The 24,121-nt window shown below is 67.2% G+C and carries 15 protein-coding genes; 9 read left to right on the top strand and 6 right to left on the bottom strand.

Annotated elements, in window-relative coordinates; all coding sequences use genetic code 11:
• Positions 1-4: 4 nt before the first annotated feature.
• Positions 5-2,269 (bottom strand): 4Fe-4S binding protein, encoded by a 2,265-nt coding sequence (locus tag ACVILH_RS03130; RefSeq protein WP_456711576.1) that lies wholly within the window; start codon positions 2,267-2,269, stop codon positions 5-7.
• Positions 2,270-2,518: 249 nt separating this feature from the next.
• On the opposite strand from ACVILH_RS03130, the gene ACVILH_RS03125 reads away from it, so the two are divergent.
• Positions 2,519-3,388, top strand: a complete 870-nt coding sequence (locus ACVILH_RS03125) for a ferritin-like domain-containing protein (RefSeq protein WP_456711575.1) — start codon at positions 2,519-2,521, stop codon at positions 3,386-3,388.
• A 21-nt stretch (positions 3,389-3,409) separates the two neighbouring features.
• Here ACVILH_RS03125 and ACVILH_RS03120 read toward each other — a convergent pair whose 3' ends face one another.
• Entirely contained in the window at positions 3,410-6,562 is a 3,153-nt protein-coding gene (locus tag ACVILH_RS03120) for an efflux RND transporter permease subunit (protein ID WP_456711574.1), read from the bottom strand.
• Positions 6,555-7,562 (bottom strand): efflux RND transporter periplasmic adaptor subunit, encoded by a 1,008-nt coding sequence (locus tag ACVILH_RS03115; protein WP_456711573.1) that lies wholly within the window; start codon positions 7,560-7,562, stop codon positions 6,555-6,557. The genes ACVILH_RS03120 and ACVILH_RS03115 overlap by 8 nt, the downstream gene beginning before the upstream one ends.
• A 654-nt stretch (positions 7,563-8,216) precedes the next feature.
• On the opposite strand from ACVILH_RS03115, the gene ACVILH_RS03110 reads away from it, so the two are divergent.
• From ACVILH_RS03110 to ACVILH_RS03075, 8 genes are all read left to right on the top strand, one after another.
• The gene (locus ACVILH_RS03110) at positions 8,217-13,397 is read left to right on the top strand and encodes an AAA family ATPase (RefSeq protein WP_456711572.1); all 5,181 of its coding nucleotides are present in this window, start codon (positions 8,217-8,219) and stop codon (positions 13,395-13,397) included.
• 32 nt (positions 13,398-13,429) lie between these two features.
• Positions 13,430-14,905 carry a formylglycine-generating enzyme family protein gene (locus tag ACVILH_RS03105; protein WP_456711571.1) on the top strand — a complete coding sequence of 492 codons (1,476 nt, stop codon included), beginning with the start codon at positions 13,430-13,432 and terminating at the stop codon, positions 14,903-14,905.
• Between the two features lie 10 nt (positions 14,906-14,915).
• The gene (locus ACVILH_RS03100) at positions 14,916-15,530 is read left to right on the top strand and encodes a DUF4399 domain-containing protein (RefSeq protein WP_456711570.1); all 615 of its coding nucleotides are present in this window, start codon (positions 14,916-14,918) and stop codon (positions 15,528-15,530) included.
• Positions 15,531-15,711: 181 nt separating this feature from the next.
• Entirely contained in the window at positions 15,712-15,939 is a 228-nt protein-coding gene (locus ACVILH_RS03095; RefSeq protein ID WP_456711569.1) for a hypothetical protein, read from the top strand.
• Positions 15,940-16,525: 586 nt separating this feature from the next.
• The gene (locus ACVILH_RS03090) at positions 16,526-16,804 is read left to right on the top strand and encodes a PepSY domain-containing protein (protein WP_456711568.1); all 279 of its coding nucleotides are present in this window, start codon (positions 16,526-16,528) and stop codon (positions 16,802-16,804) included.
• Positions 16,805-16,814: 10 nt separating this feature from the next.
• A complete protein-coding gene (locus tag ACVILH_RS03085; RefSeq protein ID WP_456711567.1) occupies positions 16,815-17,600 on the top strand; it encodes a cytochrome b/b6 domain-containing protein in 786 nt (261 codons plus the stop codon).
• A gap of 555 nt (positions 17,601-18,155) precedes the next feature.
• Positions 18,156-18,497, top strand: coding sequence for a cupredoxin domain-containing protein (locus tag ACVILH_RS03080; RefSeq protein WP_456711566.1), 342 nt, complete (start codon positions 18,156-18,158; stop codon positions 18,495-18,497).
• A gap of 108 nt (positions 18,498-18,605) precedes the next feature.
• Positions 18,606-20,465: an outer membrane beta-barrel protein gene (locus tag ACVILH_RS03075; protein WP_456711565.1), complete on the top strand. Its 1,860-nt coding sequence runs from the start codon at positions 18,606-18,608 to the stop codon at positions 20,463-20,465.
• A gap of 676 nt (positions 20,466-21,141) precedes the next feature.
• Here the strand turns inward: ACVILH_RS03075 and ACVILH_RS03070 are convergent.
• From ACVILH_RS03070 to exbB, 3 genes are read right to left on the bottom strand one after another with little or no spacing between them, the layout of a single operon-like run.
• A complete protein-coding gene (locus ACVILH_RS03070; protein ID WP_456711564.1) occupies positions 21,142-21,930 on the bottom strand; it encodes an energy transducer TonB in 789 nt (262 codons plus the stop codon).
• 27 nt (positions 21,931-21,957) lie between these two features.
• On the bottom strand, positions 21,958-22,407 hold the full coding sequence (exbD, locus tag ACVILH_RS03065) for a TonB system transport protein ExbD (RefSeq protein WP_456711563.1): 450 nt from the start codon (positions 22,405-22,407) through the stop codon (positions 21,958-21,960).
• 6 nt (positions 22,408-22,413) lie between these two features.
• A complete protein-coding gene (gene exbB, locus ACVILH_RS03060; RefSeq protein WP_456711562.1) occupies positions 22,414-23,625 on the bottom strand; it encodes a tonB-system energizer ExbB in 1,212 nt (403 codons plus the stop codon).
• Positions 23,626-24,121: the final 496 nt, after the last annotated feature.

Here is a 24,121-nt window from a genome sequence, read left to right as displayed (position 1 = left end):
CTCCTTATGATGGGCGAGTGAGATCGGAGGATCGAGCAGGCGCGGTCAGCGGCTGGCCGGCATGGGTGATGAGCGTCTTGGGGCCGGCTTTTCCGGCGCGCATCGTCGGCGACGACATCGCCTCGAACTTCTCGCGCTTGAGCCGGACCTGGATCATGTGCGGGCAGCGCTGGTCGTCGTAGTAGAGCTCCTGGCAATGCATGCAGTAGATGCATTCATTGACGTTGATGTGCCCCTCGGGATGGATCGACTGCACCGGACATTCCTTGGCGCAGCGCTGGCAGGGCGAGCCGCATTCCTTCCAGCGCCGCAGCCATTCGAAGGTGCGGATGCGGCCGGGAATCGCGAGTGCGGCGCCGAGCGGGCAGAGATAGCGGCAGAAGAAGCGCTCGATGAACAGGCCGATGCCGATCAGCGCCACCGCGTAGAGCACGAACGGCCAGCTGCGCGCGAACTTCAGGATGATCGCGGTCTTGAACGGCTCGACCTCGGCGACCTGCTCGGCCAGCGCGACGGAGTACAGCGACAGGCCGAACAGGCCGAGGAAGATGGTGTATTTGATCGGCCAGAGCCGCTCGTGCAGGCCCCAGGGCACGGTGATCTGCGGCACCTTCAACCACTTCGCCACCGTGTTGGTCAGCTCCTGCAGCGCGCCGAACGGACACAGCCAGCCGCAGAACGGCCCGCGACCCCAGAACAGCAGGCCTGCCGCCGTGGCGGCCCACAGGATGAAGATCAGCGGCGCGGCGAGGAAGAACTCCCAGTGGAAGCCGGTCAGCAGCGCGTTGGTGAAGGTGACGACGTTGACGACCGAGAGCTGCGCGTTGGCGTACCAGCCGAGCCAGACCAGCACGAACAAGAGATAAGCGCGCCGCACCCAGGTGTAGAGTTGCGGACGGCGCACCAGCACGTTCTGGAAGAAGAAGATCCCGGTAAGGACGGCGAGGGCGACAGCGGTGATGCCGATGGTGACGGTCTGCGTGCGCCAGATGCGCATCCAGAGCGGCTCTTCGGTGTCGTCGGTCGAGGCTGGCGTCGTCGTGGCCGGAGCAGGAGCCGCCGCAGGCGCGTTCGCCGCGGGGGCCGCGGCGCGCGTCTCCCGCTTCAGGTAGATGTCGGGCAGGGTGTAGTTGAGGTCGAACGTGAGGAACGCCTTGTCGCGATTGCCCGTGGTCCGCTGCACCAGCAACTGCAATTGCCATGGCTCGATCGGGTCGAGCGTGAATTCGGGCGGCGTGACGAACAACCCGATCTCGCGCAGGGCAGGAGCACCTGCGGCCTCCAGGCCGCCGAGCCGCGTGTGGTTCTTATCGCGGAACCGCGTGCTCGCGCCGTCCTGCAGCACCTCGATGCGATCGAAGATGCCGCCGCGCACATAGGCTGAGCCCTTGAACGAATAGGCGCCGTCGCCGGCGATGATGATCGCCTGCTGACCCGGCTGCAACCGGGCCTTGAGCCGCTGATAACCCTCATCGCCGAGCAGGCTGCGGCCGATGGTCGGCACGCTGGCGAGCGCGACATAGAGATCGATGAAGGTGTCGTCGGCACCGCCTGGCTCTGGATTCTGCGCGGCCGCTGCATTGCCTGACTTCGCGAACGCGTCGTTGACGTCGCCGATACTGAGGTGAAGCCGTCGTACCGAGCCGTCGCCGAGCAGGCTGGTCCAGTCGCGGATCTCGCTCTTGTCGGGATCGACCGACTTCACCACGTTGGGCTGTGGAGCGGCGGCAGTTGCCGTGCTCGCGCCGATGCGGCCGCTGCGGATCAGGCGCATCGCGCCGCGGACGATGCTGTCATGCATCACCAGCACGGTGACCGTCGCGCCGGAGACGATGTCGGCCTGCGGCGCATGCTCCGCGCCGCGCGCGACCGGCGTCATGTCCCTGCCGAGCAGGCCGTTGAGCGCGGCGACGATGCGCGGCTCGGGAATGCCGATCAGCACGATCGGCTCCTTGTGGTCGACCAGCTTCAGTCCGGTGATGACGCCCTTCGGATCGATGCCGACGAGGATGTGGATCGGCTTGCCGGAGTAGCCGACCGCGTTCGCGAAATCGGAATTGAGATAGACGTAGCCCTTGAGCTGATCGCCGCGATAGACGGGGGCAATCGGCGGCTCGCCTTGCGGCGCGCCGAACCGATCCGCTTCGGGAAAGAGCTGGCCCGGCGTGATCTTTGGCAGATAGTTCGCGAGATCGCCGGCAGCATGCGCCGTGCGCGGCGCTGCGATCAGGCAGAGCGCGATGATGACTGCTGCAATCGCAGCAGCCATGCGTCCTCGATTGGTGGCGATATCACTCGCAACCATGATCACCTCAAGCGGAACGGCCCGCCCCCGAAGGACGCGTATTCCTATCAGTCGTGTGTTTGGGAAGAGGGATCGTCGCCGTTGGCGACCCCGAAGCAAATCGAGCCAACCTAAATTGACTCCTGCTGTGGCGAGATGTCTAGTGGGTCGGGTCGCGATGAACTTTGCGCTGGATCAAACAGGCGCGGACAAGCACTTAAGGCCGTTCCCATCATGTTGTTGTCACGAACGCTCTTGCTCAAGTCGGAACCGGCCGGGAACCTGAACTCGCTCGACGAGATGTTCGCGCTTGCGAATGCGATGGAACAGGAAGCGGCGGATCGCTACACCGAGCTCTCCGAGGAGATGCAGCGTCAGGGCCGCGGTGATCTTGCAGATGTGTTTGCGGATCTCGCGGCAGCCGAGCGCGAGCATGTCGACAGCGTCGTGAAATGGTCACACGCGCGAACCGGACGCGCGCCGGATGCGTCGCTGGTGCGCTGGCAGGCGCCGGAGACCTTTGATGCCAATGCTGTGGCGGAGATCGAGAGCTCGCGTCTGATGACGCCCTACCGGGCGCTGTCGATGGCCGTGCGCAACGAGGAGCGGGCCTTCGCGTTCTGGTCCTATCTCGCGGCCTATAGCGACAACGCCGAGGTCAAGTCGGCGTCGGAGACGATGGCGCGCGAAGAGCTCGGCCATGTCGCGACGCTGCGCAAGGAGCGGCGCCGCGCCTATCACCGGGAGAATGACGCCAAGCGCGCGTCCTTGGCTGTGACGTCCGGAGCACCTGTTGCAGCGGGGCAGCTCGAACATCGTCTTGCCGAGCTGCTCGGCGAGATGGCCACGCGCCGCCGAGGTCCGCAAGCGGATCGCATGCGCGAGCTGGCGCAGGAGGCTGCGGCGATGGCAACCGATGGGGCTGACTTGATCCGCCTACCTGCTGCGCTCGCGCAGGCAGATGCGCCAGACATCGCCGAGGCGCTCGCGGACGCCTATCTCGATCAGGCGGAGCGCGCGACGGAGCCTGCCCAGCTGGATCTGCTGCAGCGGCTCGCGGCGCAGGCCATTGCGCGATTGGCTTGGCTGCGCTCGCTGGGTTGAGCGTTCACCACCGGCCGCTCATCAGGCAACGGCGGCATCTCGATTCGGCGGCGCATCCGCGACGAACCGCCCGAAGCGCAGGGCGAGCGTCGGCAGCACCAGCAGGTTCAGCGCCATCGAGGTCAGCAATCCGCCGAGGATGACGATGGCCATCGGCCCCTCGATCTCGCGGCCCGGCTCGCCGGCGCCGAGCGCGAGCGGCAGCAGGCCGAGGCCGGTCACCAGCGAGGTCATCAGGATCGGCACCAGGCGGTCGGCGGCACCGGCAATCGCGGTCTCCAGGCCCCAGCTACGTCCCTCCTCGCTCACCAGATGCTCGTAATGCGAGATCATCAGGATCGAGTTGCGCAGCGCGATTCCGAACAGCGTGACGAAGCCGATCATCGACCCCAGCGACAGCACGCTTCCCGTCAGCGCGACGGCGATGACGCCGCCGACGAAGGCGAAGGGCAGGTTGAGCAGCACCAGCACGAGATTGCGCCAATGGCCTGTCACGAGCGACAGCAGGAGCACGATGCCGATCGTTGCGAGCAGCGAGTTCAGCAGGAGGTCGCGCCGTGACTTGGCTTGCGCCTCGGCGGCGCCGGTGAACTCGACATGCACGCCCGGCGGCAGCTTGACCTCCTTGGCGATCTTGCGCTTGGCAGCAGTGACGAAGGATTCGAGATCGCGCTCGCTGACATTGGCGGTCACCGTCTGCACGCGCTGGCCGTTGCGATGGAGCACGACGTAGCGCCCGGCCGTGCCGTAGACGTCGGCAACCTGCTTCAGCAGGATGTAGGCGCCGCTCGGCGTCCTGATCGGCATGTTGCCGATCTCGGTCGGGCGCGCGCTGGCATCGGGATCGAGCTTGACGATGACGTTGAAGACGACGTTGCCCTCATAGGCCTGGCCGACGACGTCGCCCTGATAGGCGGTGCGGATCAGCTCCAGCACCTCCACCGCATCGAGGCCCCAGGACTGCAGATCGGTCGGGCGCAGGGTCACGTTGACCTGCGGCATGCCCGGCGGCGATTGCTGCTGGATGTCGATCGCGCCCCAGACCTCGCCGAGCTCGCGGGCGATGTCGTTCGCCGCACGCTCGAGATCATCGAGATCCGGACCGAACACGTTGATGACGACGGCGGCGTTGAAGCCGGACAGCGTCTCCTCGATGCGCTCGGTGAGATACGTCTTGATCGACAGGTTGATGCCGGCGAAGTTGGCGAGCGCGGCGCGGATGTGCTGCTCGGCGCGCTCCTGCTCGTCGCCGGACAGGCCGGGCTTCAGATCGACCTCGATCTCGCTGGAATGCGTGCCCGCGGTATCGACGCCAGCCTCGGCGCGGCCGGCATGCTGCGCGACGCTGCGCACCTCAGGCACGTCGCGTAGTGCTGCGGCGATCAAGGTGCCCAACCGCAGCGATTCATCGAGCGAGGTACCCGGAAGCGTCGAGACGTGGAGGATCAGATGGCCCTCCTTGAGGTCGGGCAGGAAGGTGCCGCCGAACAGCGGCACCAAAGCGGCGCCACCAAGCGTGACGAGCAGCGCGGCCGCCATCACCAGCTTGGGGAAGCGGCTCAGCCGCCGCAGCAGCCGCTCGTAGTGGCGGCGCGACCAGCGCACCAGCGGCGGCTCGCGACTGGCGCGCGGCTTGCGGCCGGCGAGCAGCATCATCGACAGCGCCGGCGTCACCGTCAGCGCCACGAGCAGCGAGGCCACGACGGCGAGGATATAGGCGATGCCGAGCGGACCGAACAGCCGCCCGGCCAGCCCCGGCAGCGCCAGGATCGGAACGAACACCAGCAGCACAGCGAAGGTGGCATAGGCCACCGCGCTGCGGACCTCGAGCATGGCGTCATAGACGACGCGGGCCTCGTTGCGCGGCAAGGGCAGAGCGCGGTTCTCGCGCAGCCGGCGGACGACGTTCTCGACCCCGATCACGGCATCGTCGACCACCTCGCCGATCGCGATCGCAAGGCCGCCGAGCGTCATCGTGTCCAGGCTCTGTCCGATCCATTGCAGCACGAGCACGGCCGAGAACAGCGACAGCGGAATCGCGGTGCAGCTGATCACCGAGGTCCGCCAGTCGTAGAGGAACAGGAACAGCACGATCACGACCAGCGCGCCGCCGATCAGCAGCGCCACCAGCACGTTCCTCGTCGCGGAATCGATGAACGTCGCCGGACGAAACAGATCGGCGTGCAGCTTGACCTTCTCGCTGTCCAGCGCCGGGCGCAGCTCCTGCAGCGCAGTCTCGACGCGCGCGGCGACGTTGCGCGTGTTGGCGCCATATTGCTGGCTGATCATCATCATGATGCCGGGCTGGCCGTCGATCAGCGCGCCGCCGATCGGCGGCTCCGGCGCGTTGACGACGGTTGCGACATCGCCGAGCACGACGCTGGCGCCGCCCTGATGCAGCAGCACCGTGCGTGCCAGTTGCTCCGGCGTGAGCGACTGGCCTTGCGTCTGCAGGATGACGCGCTGATTGGCGGTATCGACGAAGCCGGCGCCGCGCACGCCGGTGGCCTTGCGCGCCGCCGCCACGACATCGTTCATGCCGACGCCGAAGCGGACCAGATCGTCCGATCGCACCTGCACCTGAAGGGACCGCACGTCCCGGCCATAGGTCGTGACCTGTGCGACGCCGGGGACGGCGAGCAGCCGCCGGCTCACGGTCCAGTCGGCGACGGTGCGCAGCTCCATCAGCGACCGCTGCTCGGAGGTCAGGCCGATCGCCAGCACGGTGCCCGCCGCCGGCACCAGCGGGGTCATCGAGGGCGCGCGGACACCCTGGGGCAGGCCGTTCGTGACGACGGTGAGCCGCTCGGTCACCAGCTGCCGCGCCCTGAACACGTCGGTGTCGGGCTGGAAGACCACGGACACGACGGAGAGGCCCTGGATCGATGACGAGCGCATGCTCTCGACGCCGGCAAGACCGTTGATCGAGGTCTCGATCGGCTGGGTGACGAGCACCTCGACCTGCTCGGGACTGAGCCCGGGCGCCTCCGTCTGGATCGACACCTGCGGCGGCGCGAACTCAGGGAAGACAGCATATTTCGCGCTGCCCAGCGAGAAGACGCCGTGAACGAGAATGGTGCAGGCCAGCGCCAGCATCATGCCGCGGAAGCGGATCGCGAACGAGACCAGCGCGGCCTGCGGCCCCGTCGCGGCCAGGCGAACGCCGTCAATCATCATCGCCGCCGCGCAGCTCGCTCTTGGCTTCCTCGGACAACAGCACCTGCGCGCCGCGCAGGACGATCTCGGAGCCCGACGGAATGTCCTGCACGACGTAGTCGTCATCCGAGACCGGCTGGTCGGTGCGGATCGGATGCCGCTTGAAGGTCTCGGGACCGGCGCGCAGATAGACCCAGGCGCGGCCCTGCCATTGCACGATGGCGGTGTCCTCGACGAAGACGCCGTCATAGGATTTCCCCGACGGGACATAGGCCGTCGTGTTCATGCCCGGCAGCAATCCGCTGTCGCCGGCCGCGACGAAGTAATAGCTCACGCCCTGGATGCGCGGGTCGGTCCGGGTGGCCGGCGACAAGTAGCGCAGATCGATGTTGGCGGTCCGCGTCGGCGCCTGCGCCAGCGCCGAGCGCGGCGGCTCGGCCAGGGTCACACCCGGCGGCAGCGTGACCTGAACCAGCAGTTGCTCGCGCTCGATCAGTTGCACGACCTGAGGCGAGCGCTCGATGATGCCGCGTCCGATCACCGCGCCCCATTCCTGCCGCGCGGTCGCCATCAACGTCTTCACTTGGGAGTCCGCTGCGGCGAGGGCTGCTTGATCAGTCCGGAAGGTGCCTTCGGCCGCTTCGGCATCCTTCTTCGGCATCGCCGCCGACTGCACGAGATCGCGGGCGCGCTCATAGGCCAGCCTCGCGACATCCAGCTTGGCCTGCGCGGTCTGCAACTGGGCCTGGGCGTTGGCGTAGTTGTTGGTGAGCTCGGTGAGCCGCGCCACGTCCAGCACCGTGCCGTAGGCGCGGATCTGCTCGGGATGCGACTCCGCCGCCAGCACCGCCGTCTGCAATCCGATCTGCTTTTGTTGCGTTGCAGAAAGCTTGACCGTCGCGGGCTCACGCCCGGCCGCGGCGGTCTCCGCCTGCGCATATCCTCCCCATGGCCCGGAGATCAGCGCCATCAGGATCGCACCGCATGCGGCCACAGCTCTCATCGGATGCCTAACCATGCAGTGCCGGACCGATCGCGCTGATGTCGTCGGGACGGCGTTATTGTCATTGAAATAACGCCTACTTCAGCTTTTCTGCTGTTTCAAGCAGCGCCGCCCGGACGCGCATGATACGCGGGCGGGCAGATGTTCGTGGCGTGCCATCCAACGGCTTCGCCGCAAGCGCGGCATGGTGATGGCCGAACATGGGCGCGGGCCCTGGGGCGACGCGGAGATCGGATGTCCGGCACATCTCGGCATGTTTCTTCTTGAGCGTTAGAAGTATTCTTAGACATGTTCTACCGTATTCGCGCAGGTGACGCACACGCTGCGGCGACCGAGCGCGGCGCTGACTAAAAACCTGAGGACTAGCCGCTCTTTACGGGCCATTTTCATCAGCGTGTAGTCCGGGAGTTTTTCCCGAAATCCTCGCTGGATCGACAATCGTCACATTCATCTACCTGTCGGGTCATTGATGTGACCTACCTTCGCCATACGCCTCCGCAACGAGTCGGGAGTTCCAAGACGTTGCAGCGAGGCAAGCTTGTCCAGACTGAACCCACGCTCCGATCGCCCGGCGCATCGTGATCATCACGGGCAGGGCCGTCCTTGTCGGTCAGCCTCTCGCCTGGCGCGAGCCGGTATTGCGGCGCAGCTCACAGGGGGAGCGGCACGATGAGCCATCCAGTGCACATGCGACCGACTGACGGCAAGGCAACCGACCGCGCCGCGTCGCTCGTCTCAGCCGATCATGGCAAGCGGCTGCTCGGCGCTCTCGGGGCTTCTGGAGCCGCCGCGCCGGAGCCCGAGGTCGCGCCGGACTCCTGGGTCGCGCAGACCGCTGAGGGTCTGGGGACCGGGACCTCCGCCGAGCCGCTGCGCGATGTGCTCGGCAGCCTCACCGAGATCATCCGCTCCGAACGATCGTCGGCCGAACGGCAGACGGATCATCTGTTCGTCGGGGATCACGGCCTTGCGCTCGACCGCGAGGAGTTGGAGGGCCTTCCCGGCATCGTGCTGAACACGTTCGATGTCGATGGCCCGGTGTGGCTCGCCGTCGAGGCGCTCGCCGCGACCGAGCCGCCGGCCATCGATGCCGATCTCGAGGTCTGGGTCGAGCTGTCGTCCGATCCGGAGCGTCGTCCGTTACCGCGCGAGAGCATTCAGGTCACGGTCGATGAGATCGAGAAGAACCGTCTCACCTTTGCCCGTCATGCGCGGCCGGAGGATTTCTCGCCTGGCACCACGCTTGGCGCCTGGACCGGCCGGCTGCGGCTGGAGCTGCGTCCGGATCTCGTTCAGCGCATCGAGCGCTATCTCGACGGCGCCTGGAGCGACTGGGCTGAGACCGAACGCATGCGCCGCCGCACCATGGCGGTCCATCAGCGGCTGCGCGAGATGGCCGCCGCGATCCGGGCCGACCGGGCGATGGAGATCATGTGGGGCATCGCGCTGTCGTCGTGGCGACAAAGCGGGCGCGAATGCGAGCTGCCGCTGTTCGAGCGGCCGGTCGAGATCGAGATCATCGAACGTCCCGATGCCGAGGTCCGGGTCCGGCCGCGCTTCGCCGCCGCAACCGTCAATCTCAGGGCGCTCGATGCCGTCGCGCCCGACGTGGCGCTCGCCTTGCGCGACAAGTCCGATCGCCTGATCGATGCGCTCGAGGAGCGCGGCGAGCTGTCGCCGTTCATGCCGATCAGCCTCGAGCAGATCGCAAGCGCCGCGGGCGCGCAAGGCGGCCGCAAGCCGTCGCGCGATCCGGAAGCGAGCGACTATGCTGAAGCGGAGATTGCGACCGGCCGTTGGCTGATCGCGGCGCGGCGGCGGCCGGAGAGCCTCGCGCTGCGCGACATCGATCGGCTCAAGACCGCGATCGAGCACGCGCCGCAAACCGAATGCTGCCTGTCGGCCGCCGTCAGCGCGCTGGTGGCGCAGCCGGACGGGCGAGGGCACGTCAATGCGCGCCGGCAGCTCTCGGGCATCGTCGGCGGTCCGATCGATCTGGCGCCTGCGCCGAAGCAGGAGGTGGTCGAGCAGGGCGATCTGTTCTTTCCGCTACCGTCAATGGCTGAAGATGCGGAGGTCGTGCGCGAGCTCGCCCGCGTGGACGGGATGGTCGTGCAGTCCGGGACGCGCGAGGATCGCATCGCGGCCCTCGTCAACGTGGTCTGCCACCACCTTGCGCTCGGCGCGCGGGTGCTGGTCGTGTCGCGAGACGAGACCGCGCTGTCGCTGCTGCACCAGAAGCTGCCATCCGGCATTCGCGAGCTGACCGTCAGCTCGACCGGCACCGACAAGGAGGTGCTGAGGAAGGCCGAGGCGCTGGCGGGCCGGTTGCAGCCGATCGTGGAGGCGACGAGCCTGCGCGATCATGTCGGCCAGATCGGCCGGCTCGAGCGCGACATCATCTCCAAGCGAACGCAGATCGCCTCGCTCGACGATGAGATCTCCGACATCGTCCGGCGCCATCTGCGGCTGGCCGGCGCGGTGCCGGAGCTGCCGTTCGAGTTGTTCGAAGCGCTGATCGGCGCGCAGGACTGCTACGCCTGGTTCGTCGATCGTCCGAAGCGTCTGCTCGACGCGGGTGACCCGGTGGTGGTGGCGGTCGACAAAGCGCGCGACGCGCGGCTGCGGCTCGGGGATCGTCTCAAGCACATCGACGATGTGTTGCCGGATGCGTCGCAACTGCCCGACACGGCGACGCTCCTGCGCTTGCATGAGGAGCTGCGGCAGCAGGCGGCGCTGACGTCCGAGGACGGCCGTGACGAGGATCTGGCGCTCGACGCCATCGCGACCTTCGGGCTGGACGCCACTGATCGCCTGGCGGCCGATCTCGATGCGCTCGCCGCCGGCCATCGTGCGATTGCCGACGAAGCCTGGCTCGCAAAGCTGTCGCCGCTCGGGGCCGGCAAGACCGACGCTCCCGCCGGTCTCGACAAGGTCGTGGCCTGGGCGCGCGATGCCTCGTTCCAGCTGTCGCGCAGCGCGGAGTTTGCCAAGCGGCAGGTGCAGGCGCCGGTCGAGGCCTTCACCAAGCGCGAGGCGATCCGCATCGTCGAGCGGCTCGCGGCCGGTGAGAAGCCGTTCGCACGCTTCACGCCGTCGCGCCGCGCCTTGAAGGCGGCGGTCGACGCCATCACGGTGGACGGGATCGCGCCGCAGGCGCCGGCGGACTGGCAGGTTGTCGCGCGTTTCCTGCTGTGGCGGCACGAGCTGCATACGCTGCGGTCGCGATGGACGGCGATTGCGACCAAGATCGACGCCCCGGTGCTGCAACTGGAATCGGCGCGCGCCTTCGATGACCTCGAGCGTATCGTGAAGAGCGTCGACGCGGCCATCGTGACCGCGGCGCTCGCCATGCGCAACGTGGTCGATGCCTGTCGCAAGCTGTCGATGCCGGACGCCGAGGTCAGCGCGATGCTGGCCGACATGCAGCGGCCGACGGCCTTCGCCGCCGCGATCCGGAGCGTGATGAAGCGGGTCTCCGGCCCGCTGGTCGAGCTGGCGCGCCTCGGCGAATTGTTCGCCGGCGCCGGCGAGCTCGCCGCCGCGGTGCAGACAGACGTGCTCTCGCGGGTCGGCGATGCCGAAGCCGAGGCCGATGAGCTCGAAGCGCGCTGGTCGGGCATTCTCAGCGCCATGGACGAGATCCGCGCCGCCGGCGCGGACTACGAGCTGATCAGGACGGCGTGCCGGCTCACGCTCGCTGCCGGCGCACCGAAGCTCGCGGATCGGCTGCGATCGGTTGCGGGGACCGAGGATGCAGAGACTTTGTCCGACTGGATGACGGCCTGGAACTGGGCCGTCCTGATACGGATCGACAATCCCGAGCAGCGACAGCTGCTGCATGATCTCGCCGCGCAGCGCCTGCGGCTCGAAAAGCGATCTCTTGCGCTGTTCGAAGCCGTGATCAGCGCCCGCATGTCGCTCGGCATCGCCCAGAACGCGAGCGGCGCCGTCAGGCAGTCGCTGAAGCGGTTCAGCGACACGATGCAGAAGATGGCACAGGCCTGCTCCGGCCCGAGCGCCCGCCGTCTGCGCTTCGCCGCGCGCAAGTCGCTGGAGGGCTGGCTCGAGGAGGTCCCCTGCCACATCATGCCGGCCTGGCGTGTCGCCGAGCTGCTGCCGGCTCGGATCGGCACGTTTGATCTCTTGGTCGTCGACCACGCCTCGCGCTCCGATCTGCGCGAGCTCACCGCGATGCTGCGCGCCCGCAAGGTGCTGGTCAGCGATGAGCGTCGCGACGCCGTGCTCACCGCGGCTGGACGGATCGCTGCCGCCGTCGGCCGCAGCGATCCCAAGATGCTGCGCGGCATTCCCTCGCCGTTGCGACGGCTGCTGCTGCCCGATGCGTCGCTGCGCGATCTCGCCGAGATCCTGTTCCCGGATCGCATCATCGAGCTGCGCCCGCGTCCTGCGCTGATCGATCCCGCGCCGCGCCTGGCAGAGATCTCCAAGCCCGCCGACACGCGCGTCGCCGAGCTGCCGAAGCCGGCACGGAGTCCCGCCGCCGCACGGCGTCCGGCGCCGCGCTCGGCGAGCACCACGCATTCCCTGGAGGAGGAGATCGCGACCGTCGCGAAATATCTCTCGATGGCCCGCCGCTCCGGCGCCGACGGCATTGCGCCTGCAAGCCGCGCGAGCGACCGTCCGTTGCCGCCGCGGCTCGACACCAGCGCGCCGGCCAAGCCGTCGCCGGAGATCCGCGTGCTGCGCCGGCGTCCGCCGCGCGCGCCCGCGCCCGAGGCGGTGGTGTCGCCGACACCGCCTGCGCTGCCGGTGGTGCAGCCGGTCAGCGTCGACAAGAGCGAACAGCGCACCCTCAGCGTGATCGAAGCGCCGCGGATCGTCGTCGATACGCCCGAGCCGGTCGCACAGCGATCCACGGAAGAGAAGCCTGCGGCAGTTGTGATGGAGCTGTCGGCCGCGAGCGCCGCGCCGGCAGAGCCGGCGAAGCCGGATGTGATTGCGACGCCGGCACCTGCTGCTCCGGCCGAGGAGACCAAGATCCATCCGTCGCTCGTCGCGGTCGCCTTCCAGGCGGCGGAAACCACGGCCGTGCCGCGCCGGCGGCTGCCAAGCCGGCGGGTGATGGCGGTCGCTGCGGTCGGCCTCTTGGCGATCGTCGGCGCGGCCGTGTCCTGGCAGCGCGCGTCGGAATGGCTGCAGGTGCCGTTGAGCGATGCGACCGCGGCTTCGACGCTGCCGGCCGGCGAGCCGGGCCCGCGCAAGGTCAGCGCCGAGCGGATCATGCCGGACGGCAAGCCCGTCGTCGCTGCCGCGGCCGAGGAGCACGCCACCGTCGGCATGAGCGTGCCGGTCAGCACGCCTGCGCAGGCCTATCTCTACTACGAGGATCCGCAGGATCCGAAAGGCAAGCGCTATCCCGGCAAGGTGACGTGGTCGGTCGAGCAGAGCAAGGGACCGCGGGTCGATGCCGCCCCCGCGATCAAGGGCGAGATCGAGATCGAGAACGGCACCAAGGTCACGCTCTCCTTGCGGCGCAACGCCGAGATGGAGATGCCGGCGAGCCATGTGATGGAACTCAAATTCGACTGGCAGGATCAGGCGCTGAGCGGACTGACGAGCCTGCGCGGCATCGGCCTCAAGGGCGAGGAGGCCGAGCGCGGCACCGCGCTGGTGACGCAGACCGCCAAGGTGACGCCGAAATTCTTCATGGTGGCGCTGTCCGCCAACGAGGTCGACACCAAGCGCAACCTGATGCTGCTCAAGGGCAAGCAGTGGTTCGACATCCCGATCGTCTACGAGGGCGGCACGCGCGCGCTGCTGTCGATCGAGAAGGGCGTCGAGGGCGAGCGCGTGTTCAAGGACGCCTTCGCCAGCTGGGGGCAGTAAGGGACGCGGCGAGCGAGCAGGACGAGGACGGCATGAGCGAGACTTCGGCATTGCAATGGCTACGGGCGCCCCGGCTCGCCGAGGATAGTCTGCCGTCGGATTCCCGCGCCGTCGCGTGCCGGCGCTGCGGCCGGACGGTGCAGGTCTCGCTCAGCGCGATGCGTCCGCCGAGCTTCCTCAGCGTCGAGGACCAGGTCGAGTGCCCCGAGGTGCAGGAGCGCTGGACCGGCAAGAGCGATGGCGGTCTGCTGCTGATGATGTGCGGCGCGCTCGAGCAGTCGCTCGAGCCCGAATGGGAGGCGAGCGAGGCCGATGCAACGCTGCGGCAAGAGCCGCCGCCCGTGCCTCCAGCGCGACCGCACATCGCTCCCGAGCCCACGCCCGGCTTCACCGAGCGCTGGGACGAGAGTCTCCATGACGATCAAGAGCAGGCGGCGGATGCCGGCTGGTGGCGCTCGTTGCTCGCCAGATCGGCCGGGCTTCGCAAGACGCTGATCCGCGCCACCATCGGCGTCCTGGTGCTCGGCATCGTCTTTCTCGGCGGCGTGCTGCTGCCGCTGCGTGAGATCAGGCTGCTGATCCAGTCGCCCCCCGGCGGACTGACGGGCGCGTCCGGCGCGCAGCGGGACGCGCTCTCCAGCGTGCCGCCAGCGTCGCCGCGCCGGATCCTGCTGGAGAGTGCAGCTCCGCCCTCGGACTCATCGTCCGGCTCACGGCCGCCGTCCAGCAGCTTCGTCCCTCCGCGCCCGACGGCGAGCATGGACGTTGCTCCGCCGGTTGCCGAGCCTGCGGCCCCGCCGCGCGCCGCGCCGGAGCCCGAGCCGAAGCTGCGCGTTCCGGAGCTTATCACGATCTCCGGCGGCAGCTTCTCGATGGGCGGCGACGACGATTCCGAGCAGCCGGCGCATCAGGTCAGCATCCGGCCGTTCTCGCTCGGCAAGCACCCGGTGAGCGTCGGCGAGTGGAAGCAGTGCGTCGCGGCCGCAAGCTGCCCCGACATCGCCTCGGGGCCCGACGATCGCCCGGTCATCAATGTCAGCTATGACGACACGCAGGCCTATCTGACCTGGCTGTCGCGAGCGACCGGCAAGACGTTCCGGCTGCCGACCGAGGCCGAATGGGAATATGCCGCCCGCGCCGGCCAGCGCACCCGCTATTGGTGGGGCGACCGCATGCGCCCGAACATGGCCAATTGCCGCGGCTGCAACGGCGGCAGCGATGCCGATTCCGATCAGCCGCCGAAGATCGGCAGCGTGCCGGCGAACCCGTTCGGCCTTTTCGACATGGGCGGCGGCGTCGGCCAGTGGGTCGCGGACTCCTGGCACAAGAACTACAAGGGCGCGCCGGCCGACGGCTCGGCCTGGCTCGAAGAGGGCAGCTACGCGCGCGTCATCCGCTCCGGTTCGTGGAAGAACGGCGCGGCCGAGGCACGCGCAGGAAGCCGCGACCGCTATGATGGCCGCATCCGGCATCCGACCTTAGGCTTCCGTGTCGCGTCGTCACCATAGGGGCTCTGAAATGTTGCGGACCACGTCCAGCCGATTCTGTCTCATCCTGACCCTCTCGCTCGCGCTGGCGCCGTCGCTAGCTTCGGCCAAGGGCACCAAGGCCGCCAAGGATGCCCGCGTCTATTTCATCTCGCCGGCGGACGGCGAGACCGTGAGCGGTGCCTTCATCTGCCGCTTCGGCCTGCGCAACATGGGCGTCACCCATGCGGGAGATGATTTCGCCGGCAGCGGCCATCATCATCTGCTGGTCGATGTCGACGAGACGATGCAGGCCGGCGAGGCGATCCCGCGAGACAAGAAGCACATCCATTATGCCGCCGGCGAGACCGAGGCGCGGATCGAGCTGCCGCCCGGCAAGCATACGCTGCAGCTCGTGCTCGGCGATACCAAGCACCTCAACTTCGATCCACCCGTGGTCTCCGAGAAGATCATGATCACCGTGGGCAAGTCGGGCGGCGAGGAGCAGGCGCGCGCCACCAGGAGCACCAATGAGCGGCGCAAGCTGATGGAGCGCGCCGCCGCGCCGGCGGAGCCGCTGCCGCTGCAGTCGGCGGTGACGCCGGAGATGACGAAGTCGCCGGAGAGCTCCGACTTCATCAGCCGCGTCTTCTCCGGCACGCGCTGATCGCTCTACGGAGGAGCCGCGCCGAGGCGCGGCCGGCTCTTGCATATCTCGGTCACCAGCGCGCACGCGCCGTCGTGAGCTGCGCCGGCCAACGCTTCAGGAACGAACGATCACAGCAGCGCTTGTCGATCCAAGCGGCGAGGCGATCCGTCACCATCCTTGTCCGCCATGGATGGCCCCAATGTCCAAGAACGCATCACAGCCCTCGCGGCGCTCCCATGCCGCGCTCCGCGGCGACGAGGACGAAGGAAGCTCGCCCGGCAACGGTCGCACGTCTGGTCCCCAGGGCATGGCAGATCCCGACGCGCATTGGGACCGCGTTGCCGAAGCGTCCGACGAGTCCTTTCCCTGCAGCGATCCACCGTCCTGGTCGGCCGTCCGTGTCGGCAAGGGCGCCGATCGCGGTTGAGCTCGGCCTGCGACGATCAGCGCCCGCGCGCGTTGCTCCGCCCGGCTGTGCGCTGAGTGGCGCGGGGGCGCGCCGTGACACTCGAATGTCGCGGCCGTTGCGTCGCTTCGGCCGGCGACGAAACGCTGGGATCAAAAATATTTTCGAGGCCTAAGGTCGCAGCGCGTCGCTGTTGGCTGCCGTGTTGCCGCACCCTGGTCACAGCTACAATCGGGCAGCAGTGTGGTCTTGGCTGTCTGAGCAGCCAAGCGTCGCGCGCGGGGAGAGCACGGACGTTCCATCTCGCCGGCGATACGTGCTTGCGAATCAATGTCACTTGCAAGCGAGCGCAACGGCGCAAGCCGGGCGGCATCAGAAAACATCAGCGTTGCGCCGACATGGTTCGATCTTGTCTGGAGCGTACATGCGTCCGAGTGCCAGCGACAATGCGGCCGCATGCGGGACGAGTTGCGACGCACAGGCCGATCGCAGGCCACGTCGCGCGGCAGGCGCTGTCCAAGTTTCGTTGAAATCTCCCTCCCTTTGTAGCTCGCGCATTGAGCGCTGGAGGCGCCCGACGGCGCAGTCTTCGAGGAGGATTTGAATAATGCAGGTCATCAAGATCATGGTCGTGGCACTCGCGGTGGGCGCAGCATCCGGCTCCGCAGCACTCGCCGACGGCTACAAGGATTGCACCAAGCTCGACAAGGCGTCGTGGAAGACCGTGGCCGATGCCGAAGCGAAGGCGAAGGCGGCGGGCTACGAGGTGCGCCAGACCAAGATCGAGGGCAGCTGCTACGAGGTTTACGGCGTCAAGGGCGGCAAGCTGTTCGAGCTGTTCTACAGCCCGGAGGACCTCGCGCTGAAGCATACCAAGGCAAAGTGATCTGACGATCATGCGTGACGCAGGACAGGCACACCGGAGCGTCTCGTCCGAGGCCCCGGCGAACTCACGTTCGGAGACCGTTGCGGTCTGGGACTTTCCGCTGCGCGTCTGGCACTGGGCTCTCGCAGCCACCGTGCTCGTCGCCTGCGTCACGCCCAACAGGTTCGACCGGCTGCATCGGACCGCAGGCTATGCCGTGATCGGCCTGCTCGCCTTCAGGCTGATCTGGGGGCTGATCGGCAGCCGGCATTCGCTGTTCGCGCGGATCAGCCTCAAGCTGCGCGCGGCGCCTCAATACATTGTCGGCATGTTGCGCGGAGAGACCGGACGCTATCTCGGCCTGAACCCGGCAGGCGCCGCGATGCTGGTCGTGATGCTCGCGCTCCTGATCGTCTCGACCATCAGCGGGCTCATGCAGGTCTCTGTGCGATTCTTCGGCGTCGGCTGGATCGAGCAGGCGCATGCGCTGTCGTCCAATGCCATCATTGCGCTGATCGCCGTGCACGTGCTCGGCACGCTGTGGATGAGCCTGCTGCAGCGTGAGAATCTGGCGCGCGCGATGTTCACGGGGCGAAAGCGCGTGCCGGGCGTCCTGCGTGCGCCGCCGCCTGCGGCCGTCGCGACCGTGAGACGCAAGCCGGAGGCCGAGCCTGTGGTTCATGACGAGCAGATTTCGGTCGTGCCGGATCTGCCGCCGCTGCGTGCAAGTCCGCAGGTGGCCGCGAAGCCGCCGGCTCCGGCGCGCATGCCGCGTTCCCCGAGCGTTCACGACAAGCGGCTCGGCGTCGGCAGGTAGGCTCGTCGAGGATCTGCGAAAGGTGCGATCCGCGCACGCGCCAGGTTGAGACGACGTCAGGATGCACCGCGTGCGCAGATCGGCGACATAATCGAACGCATGTTCGGTGCTGGAGCTGCATCGATGATTCGGCCTCTGCGTCCGGATGATGCCGCAAGCTCGCCGTGATCGGCTGGGAGCCATCGTGATCTCCGCAACGCCTCGCCGGCTTGGCGATCGGCCGCAATGTCTCAGATCAGAACAGTCCGGAAGGCGAACTAAATCCGATCGCGCAGCCATCGCATTTCCTGCGGAAAATGCTGCTGATTTCGCGGTGCTGGGCGCGTGACGTTGCGCGCGTGCGCATCGAGCCATGCGCTGCATCTCATGCCGATGGTGCCGAAACTAATAAATCGACACGCTTTGTCGCACACAACGAGTTTGCCAAAATTCGGCACGGCAAATTGCCGCATTCGAAACTTTATAGTCGTTCTATGAAGTGTCGGAGCCTGGTCGCGAGCGGCGGGCAGAGAAGACATCCGGCACACGGGTGAATTCGGGACAGGGACATAGATCATGAAGCTCTTTCAGAACGTACTCGCCGCAGGAGCCGTGACGCTGCTGACCGCAGCGGTTGCAATGCCTGCGGGTGCAGCCGAGACCACCATCGAGATCTCGGTGAAGGACAACAAGTTTCAGCCGGCCGAGCTGAAGGTCCCGGCCGACACGCCGATCGTGTTCAAGGTCAAGAACCTGGATGGTGCGCCGGTCGAGTTCGAGAGCGAGCCTTTGCAGTTCGAGACGGTGATCAAGCCGAACATGGAGGGCGTCGTGAAGGTCAAGGCACAGAAGCCCGGCCGCTACGAGTTCTTCGACGACTTCCATCAGACCAACAAGGGCACGCTGGTCGTCGAGTGATCTGACGACACGGTGACCTCAGGGCTTTCGCGGCGTCGTGACCCACGGCACGTCACCGCGGAAGCTTTGACTTTGAAGAATTGCCGCACGCGATGGAGACGGTGCTCTTTGCAACGAGCAGGACGACATGCAATCGCGCCTGGACGTCGCATTCGCGGCGACGTCCTGCGGTGTCGAGAGGCGGCGGTGGCGATCATCGTGCTGCTCGTGACATCGTTCGGGATCGCGCCGTCCTCCGCCCAGACCGTCATCCCCGGCACGCAGGCCCGGGCCTATGCAGATCCAGGGATCAATGAGGGCGGGCCCGTCATCGTCGTCCCCAATCGCCGCCGCCAGCCGGCGCGGCCGGCGAATGGCAGCGGCCCGGTGGTCATCCCGCAAGTGATCGTCTCGCCGGGCGGCACCGATCCTGAGCCGAACGCGCCGGAGCAGATGCAGGAGCGCCCGCCGGCGCGGACGACGCGCTCGCCGATCGATCCCGGAGCGGGCGCATTGCCTCAGGCTGCGCGCCGCGAGCCGGCGCCGCGCCTCGCCCCGGTGCGCAACGGCTTCTTCGGCGCGCCCTCCGCAGGCCTTCTGGTCGGCGGCTGCCTGTCGACGCCCGGCCGGCTGTCGACGACGAATGTCCCCAATCGCTGCCTCGATGCGCTGGCTTTCGCCGTCAGTCCACCGCCGGCGACGCGCGGCGTGCTGCCGCAAAATCTGCCGCCGATTCCCCGGCAGGATGCGCAGCCGATCCCGAAGGTCCTGGCCGACAAGCCGAAGATGCGGCTGCCCCCGGTGAAAGGACAGAAGCCGCAGGAGCAGCCTCAAGCGCCGGCGATGATGGAGGAGGATCCCTACGAGCCGAAGGGCATCACGGTGGGAAACTTCATCCTGAAGCCTGCGTTCGAAATGTCCTCAGGCTTCGACAGCAATCCCGGGCGTGTTCCGCAAGGCAAGGGCTCCGCCTTCGTCAGCGTTGCGCCGGTGCTGCTCGTGCGCTCGCAGTTCGAGAAGCATCTGCTCAACGCCGATGTGCGCGTCGGCTACATCGACTATGCCAAGCTCCGGCAGCTCTCGCGGCCCACCGTCGACGCGAAGGTGAATGGGCGCTACGACATCACCGATACGTTTGCGCTCAACGGCGAGGGCCACGTTGCCGTCGATGCCGATGATCCCGGCACGCCGCGTTTCACCGGCCGTTTCGCCAAGATTCCGCTGGCCTCCACCGTCGGCGGCTCCGCTGGTGTGACCAAGCGGTTCGAGGATTTCGAGGTCTCGACCAAGGCCGCCATCGACCGCGTCGCGTTCCAGAATGCGCCGCTGATGGACGGCCAGATCGTCAGCAACGCCGACCGCAACTTCGTGCAGTACGGCTCGCAGAGCCGCGTCACCTACAATCTCACGCCGGAGATTCGGCCGTTCGTCGACGTCGCCGTCGACCGCCGCGTGCACGACATCGCCGTCGATGCCGAGGGCTTTCGCCGCGACTCCACCGGCACCGCGGTCGAGGCAGGCGTGACCCTCAACTATGCGGACAAGCTGACGGGCGACGTTGCAGTCGGCTATCTCACGCGTCGCTTCCAGGATCCGCTGCTCAAGCCGGTCAATGGCTTCATTGCCGACGCCAATCTGAATTGGCAGTTCGCCAAGGAGACGGCGATCGCATTCGGCGCCAAGTCGCAGGTCGTCGAAAGCACCGAGGTCGGCATCTCCGGCGTGCTCAAGCGCGACGTCACCGTCGGCGTCGAGCACCAGTTCGAACCGTGGCTGGTCGGCACCTTCCTTGCCGGCTACGGCCAGGATGCCTTCACCGGCACGACCCGGGTCGACAACCGCTATCTCGTCGAGCTCGGCATGCTCTACAAGTTCTCCCGCCTGCTGCAATTCCGCGCCAGCGTCCGGCGCGAGGACACGCGCTCGAACTTCAAGGAGAACAACCTGTCGGCAACGGTGGTGCAGGTTGGCGCCAGGGTGCAGTATTGAGGTGGCGGAGCCGGCAGTCCCGGAGTATCGCCCACGGCATCACCCTTGGCTCTTGACCCTCTCCATGAACACGCCTTTCGGCGTGTTCATGGTCGGTGTGCAGGACCGCCTTCGGTGCCGAACCTCATGGTGAGGAGCGCCGCGCCAAGTGCGCCAATCTGAGGTGCGGTTGTCGCTCGCGACGTGTCTCGAACCATGAGGCCACGATCGAGTTCCTCGCCCTCAGGACCCCGCCTTGGGCGCGCTCCTCTAAGTCAGTGCAGGGCGCTATGGATTCTCAAGCCGATACGAGAGCGCCGCTTGAACGCGCCACGATCGACGGTCGTACGTCACCCTCAGGGGCAATCGTGTATGCCGATCGAGGTCTGAGTTCATCTCTCCGCGTCGTCATGGCCGGGCTTGTCCCGGCCATCCACGTCGGCCGGCATTCTGAGAACGACGTGGATGCCCGGGACAGGCCCGGGCATGACGGAGTCACTAACTTGCAGGATCGCTCGCCACAACGGGGCCTCGCCCCTCAAAACGCCCGCCCAGCGCGGGCTCCTCAGCGTGACGGCTGAGCTCGTCGATCGTGACTTGGCAACGCAGCCGTCTCGCCCCTCGCAAACAAGAAGCAGCGCCCGTGGCATTGCGGGCGCTGCTCAGTCTGCAGACCGGTGTGCGTTGGACCGCGCGACTACTTCTTCTGATTGAAGTTCACATCAAGGCTGAAGCTGAACTGATCGTCGGTCAGTCCGGCCGGCGGCGCCGGGACGGGATCGGAGCGGCGGATCATCGAGATCGCCGCGTCGTCGAACATCGGATCGCCGCACGACTGCATGACGGAGGCCGACATCACCTTGCCGGCGCGGCTCAGCACCAGCGCGACCTTCACCGTGCCGGCGTGCTTCTTGCCGTCGGGATAGCGCTTGTGCAGCTCGAAATAGGCGCTGATCTTGCGGCCCCAGTTCTCGGTCAGCTTTTGCTTGTCCTTGCCGAGGCCGACATTCGGCGCTTTCGCCGTCTCCGCAGGCGGCGCGGCTTCGTCGAGCGCCTTGCGGGCCGACTCCTGCTGCGCGGCCGACGCCACCGAGGCTTCGGCCTGCTGCTCCGCCTTTTGCTCCTCTTCCTTCTCCGGCTTCTTCGGCTCGTTCTGCGTGACGACGCGGTCGGCTTCCTCCTCGGTCTCGGTCGGCTTGTCCTTGACCGCGTCCGTCTCCTTCACCTCGGCTGTCTGCTGCATCTGCTCCGGCGCGGCCTCCGCCGCATCGCTGTCGGGGCCGGGCGGAAGATCGTTCTCCTCGACCTGAGGAGAAGCCATCTCGAGGGCGAATTCGGCGCCGGCCGCGCCGAGGCCGCCGTCGGTGTCCTGGCCGCTGAGATGAGCGACCGCGAGCGCCGCCCCGCCGCCATGCAGCATCAACGCTCCGATCGCCGCCGAGATCCACAAGCGGCGGGTCGCTCCTTGATACTTGTGTTCGACCATTCTCTACTTCCGTCAGTTACACTGATTTCAATGCGCGGCTTGCGCTGCCGCTTGCGGGACACCCTCGACCGTGACCAGCTTGATTTTCGGATAGCCGCCGGTTCGCAGCAGCTCCATCACGTCCATCAGCTCGCCATAGGCGACGCCGCGGTCGGCGCGCAGGAAGATGAACTTGTCCTTGGCGGCATCCGGAATGTGCTCGAGCGTGCTCACCAGGCTCGCCCGCTTCACCTGCTCCTCGCCGACGTAGAGCGTCAGATCCGGCTTGATGCTGACATAGATCGGCTTGTCCGGCTTCTTCTGCGGCGTCGCGCTCGACGTCGGGAGATCGACAGGAACGTCGACCGTCGAGAGCGGCGCCGCCACCATGAAGATGATCAGCAGCACCAGGATCACGTCGATGAACGGCGTGACGTTGATGTCGGCGGATTCACCGAGATCGTCGTCGCCATCGGCTTCCGAGAGAGAGACGGCCATGATCGCTTACTCCGCGGCCAGCGCCATCGGCGGCGACGAGTGGACGTGGATCGGCTCGAAGCTCCGGCCCTGCGGGGTGTGGTGGCTCTGGCCGCGATCGAGATCGCGCGACAGCATGCGGGCGGTGGCGCCGGAGGAGCGGTTGACGAGCTCCATGTAGCCCTTCGTCACGCGCGTGAAGTGGTTGTAGATGATCACGGCGGGGATCGCGGCGACGAGGCCGATCGCGGTCGCGAGCAGCGCCTCGGCGATGCCCGGAGCCACCACGGCGAGGTTCGTGGTCTGCGACTTCGAGATGCCGATGAAGCTGTTCATGATGCCCCAGACCGTGCCGAACAGGCCGACGAAGGGCGAGATCGAGCCGATGGTGGCGAGCAGGCCCATGCCGGTGCGGCAGCGGCGGCCTTCGGCGCGGACGATCTCGGCGAAGCTCGACGCGGCGCGCTCGTTGACGCCATGCGGCGGCAGCTCCGATGACATCCTGATCTCATGCATGGCCGCATCGATCAGCGCCGTCAGCACGCTCTGCTTCGAGCCCAAGGCGACCTTGGCTTCCGACAGCCAGCGCACGTCGTCGACCTTGCGCAGCGCGCTGCTCAGCTTGCGGCGGAGAACGGCGAACTCCACGGTCTTGGCGATGAACACGGTCCAGGTGGCGAGCGAGGCCAGCGCGAGGCCCATCATCACCGACTTCACCAGGATGTCGGCGGCGAGGAACATCGACCACGGCGACAGATCATGCGGAACATGCGTTGCGGCCTGCGCAGCCGACTGCGCCGGCTTCTCCGCCTGCTCCTTCGACTTGTCGGTGGCAGCCGCGTCCGTCACGGCTTCGGTGGCGGCGGGCGCCTGCGCGTCGGCCGGTGGGGTAGCGGACGCCTGGCTCGTGGTCGCGGCCGGAGGCGGCGCCGCGCTGGTTGTAGCTGCGGGAGTCGTCGCCGCCGGTGCCGGGGCGGCAGACGCGGGCGCGGCGGCCTGCGTGGCTTGCGCTGTCTGCGTTGGAGCCGGCGACGTCGTTGCTTGTCCGGTGGTCACAGGCTTTGACGCCGTGGGGACGCTCTTCGCTGCGGCGGCGCTCGCCGGAGTCGTTGTTGCGGTCTGCGGCGCAGTCGCAGCCTGGACAGGCTTCGGCGCGGTGGCCGGCTGCTCGGCGCGCGCCATCGCGCCGGCCGAGACGGCGGCAATCACCGCTCCTACATGAAGAACGTTCCTGAACATGTTGCTGCACACCTCTTGGTAGTTAAACTTGCGGTAATGTTTCCTGGCGTAACGGGGCTGTTTTGAGACGGCGCCTTGACTCAATGCGGGTCCATCGATGTCGGCAATCAAGCCGGCGCGTGCGGTGCGATGTGTAGGATCGAATCCAGCGATCACCTGATCAGCGCGCAAGGCGGCGAGGACGGCGCTAACTATCTGAAAGCCTTGAACTGGAATGGTTCGAATGATGCGGGCGCTTCCAGTGGGACACGCTGGTCACGCAAATGCCGCCGTTCGGTCTTCCATCGATTCTAATGAGCCGCGCTGTCCATGTAAGTGGCGTCGTCTTGCGCACGTCTCCTGGAGCGCAGCTTCGGTGCGCGATCTCGTCCACCTCGACAAAGATGGTCGCGCGCTGTCAGCAGTTTGCGAACGTGCACACAAGACGTGCAACCCAAGAGGTGAACGGATCGGGACGGAGAGAGCGCCCGGTCGCGCAGGTGGGGCGCATCCGTCG

It is taken from the genome of Bradyrhizobium sp. USDA 4353, assembly GCF_054063215.1.
Note: the sequence above shows the minus strand (reverse complement) of the source record. Positions and strands in the feature narration are given on the sequence as shown.

Coding starts and splice junctions, on each gene's coding strand:
- ACVILH_RS03115 (WP_456711573.1), bottom strand. CDS start 7,562: ATGGTTAGGCATCCGATGAGAGCTGTGGCCGCATGCGGTGCGATCCTG.
- ACVILH_RS03095 (WP_456711569.1), top strand. CDS start 15,712: ATGTCCAAGAACGCATCACAGCCCTCGCGGCGCTCCCATGCCGCGCTC.
- ACVILH_RS03125 (WP_456711575.1), top strand. CDS start 2,519: ATGTTGTTGTCACGAACGCTCTTGCTCAAGTCGGAACCGGCCGGGAAC.
- ACVILH_RS03090 (WP_456711568.1), top strand. CDS start 16,526: ATGCAGGTCATCAAGATCATGGTCGTGGCACTCGCGGTGGGCGCAGCA.
- ACVILH_RS03080 (WP_456711566.1), top strand. CDS start 18,156: ATGAAGCTCTTTCAGAACGTACTCGCCGCAGGAGCCGTGACGCTGCTG.
- ACVILH_RS03130 (WP_456711576.1), bottom strand. CDS start 2,269: ATGGCTGCTGCGATTGCAGCAGTCATCATCGCGCTCTGCCTGATCGCA.
- exbB (WP_456711562.1), bottom strand. CDS start 23,625: ATGTTCAGGAACGTTCTTCATGTAGGAGCGGTGATTGCCGCCGTCTCG.
- exbD (WP_456711563.1), bottom strand. CDS start 22,407: ATGGCCGTCTCTCTCTCGGAAGCCGATGGCGACGACGATCTCGGTGAA.
- ACVILH_RS03120 (WP_456711574.1), bottom strand. CDS start 6,562: ATGATTGACGGCGTTCGCCTGGCCGCGACGGGGCCGCAGGCCGCGCTG.
- ACVILH_RS03110 (WP_456711572.1), top strand. CDS start 8,217: ATGAGCCATCCAGTGCACATGCGACCGACTGACGGCAAGGCAACCGAC.
- ACVILH_RS03105 (WP_456711571.1), top strand. CDS start 13,430: ATGAGCGAGACTTCGGCATTGCAATGGCTACGGGCGCCCCGGCTCGCC.
- ACVILH_RS03070 (WP_456711564.1), bottom strand. CDS start 21,930: ATGGTCGAACACAAGTATCAAGGAGCGACCCGCCGCTTGTGGATCTCG.
- ACVILH_RS03085 (WP_456711567.1), top strand. CDS start 16,815: ATGCGTGACGCAGGACAGGCACACCGGAGCGTCTCGTCCGAGGCCCCG.
- ACVILH_RS03100 (WP_456711570.1), top strand. CDS start 14,916: ATGTTGCGGACCACGTCCAGCCGATTCTGTCTCATCCTGACCCTCTCG.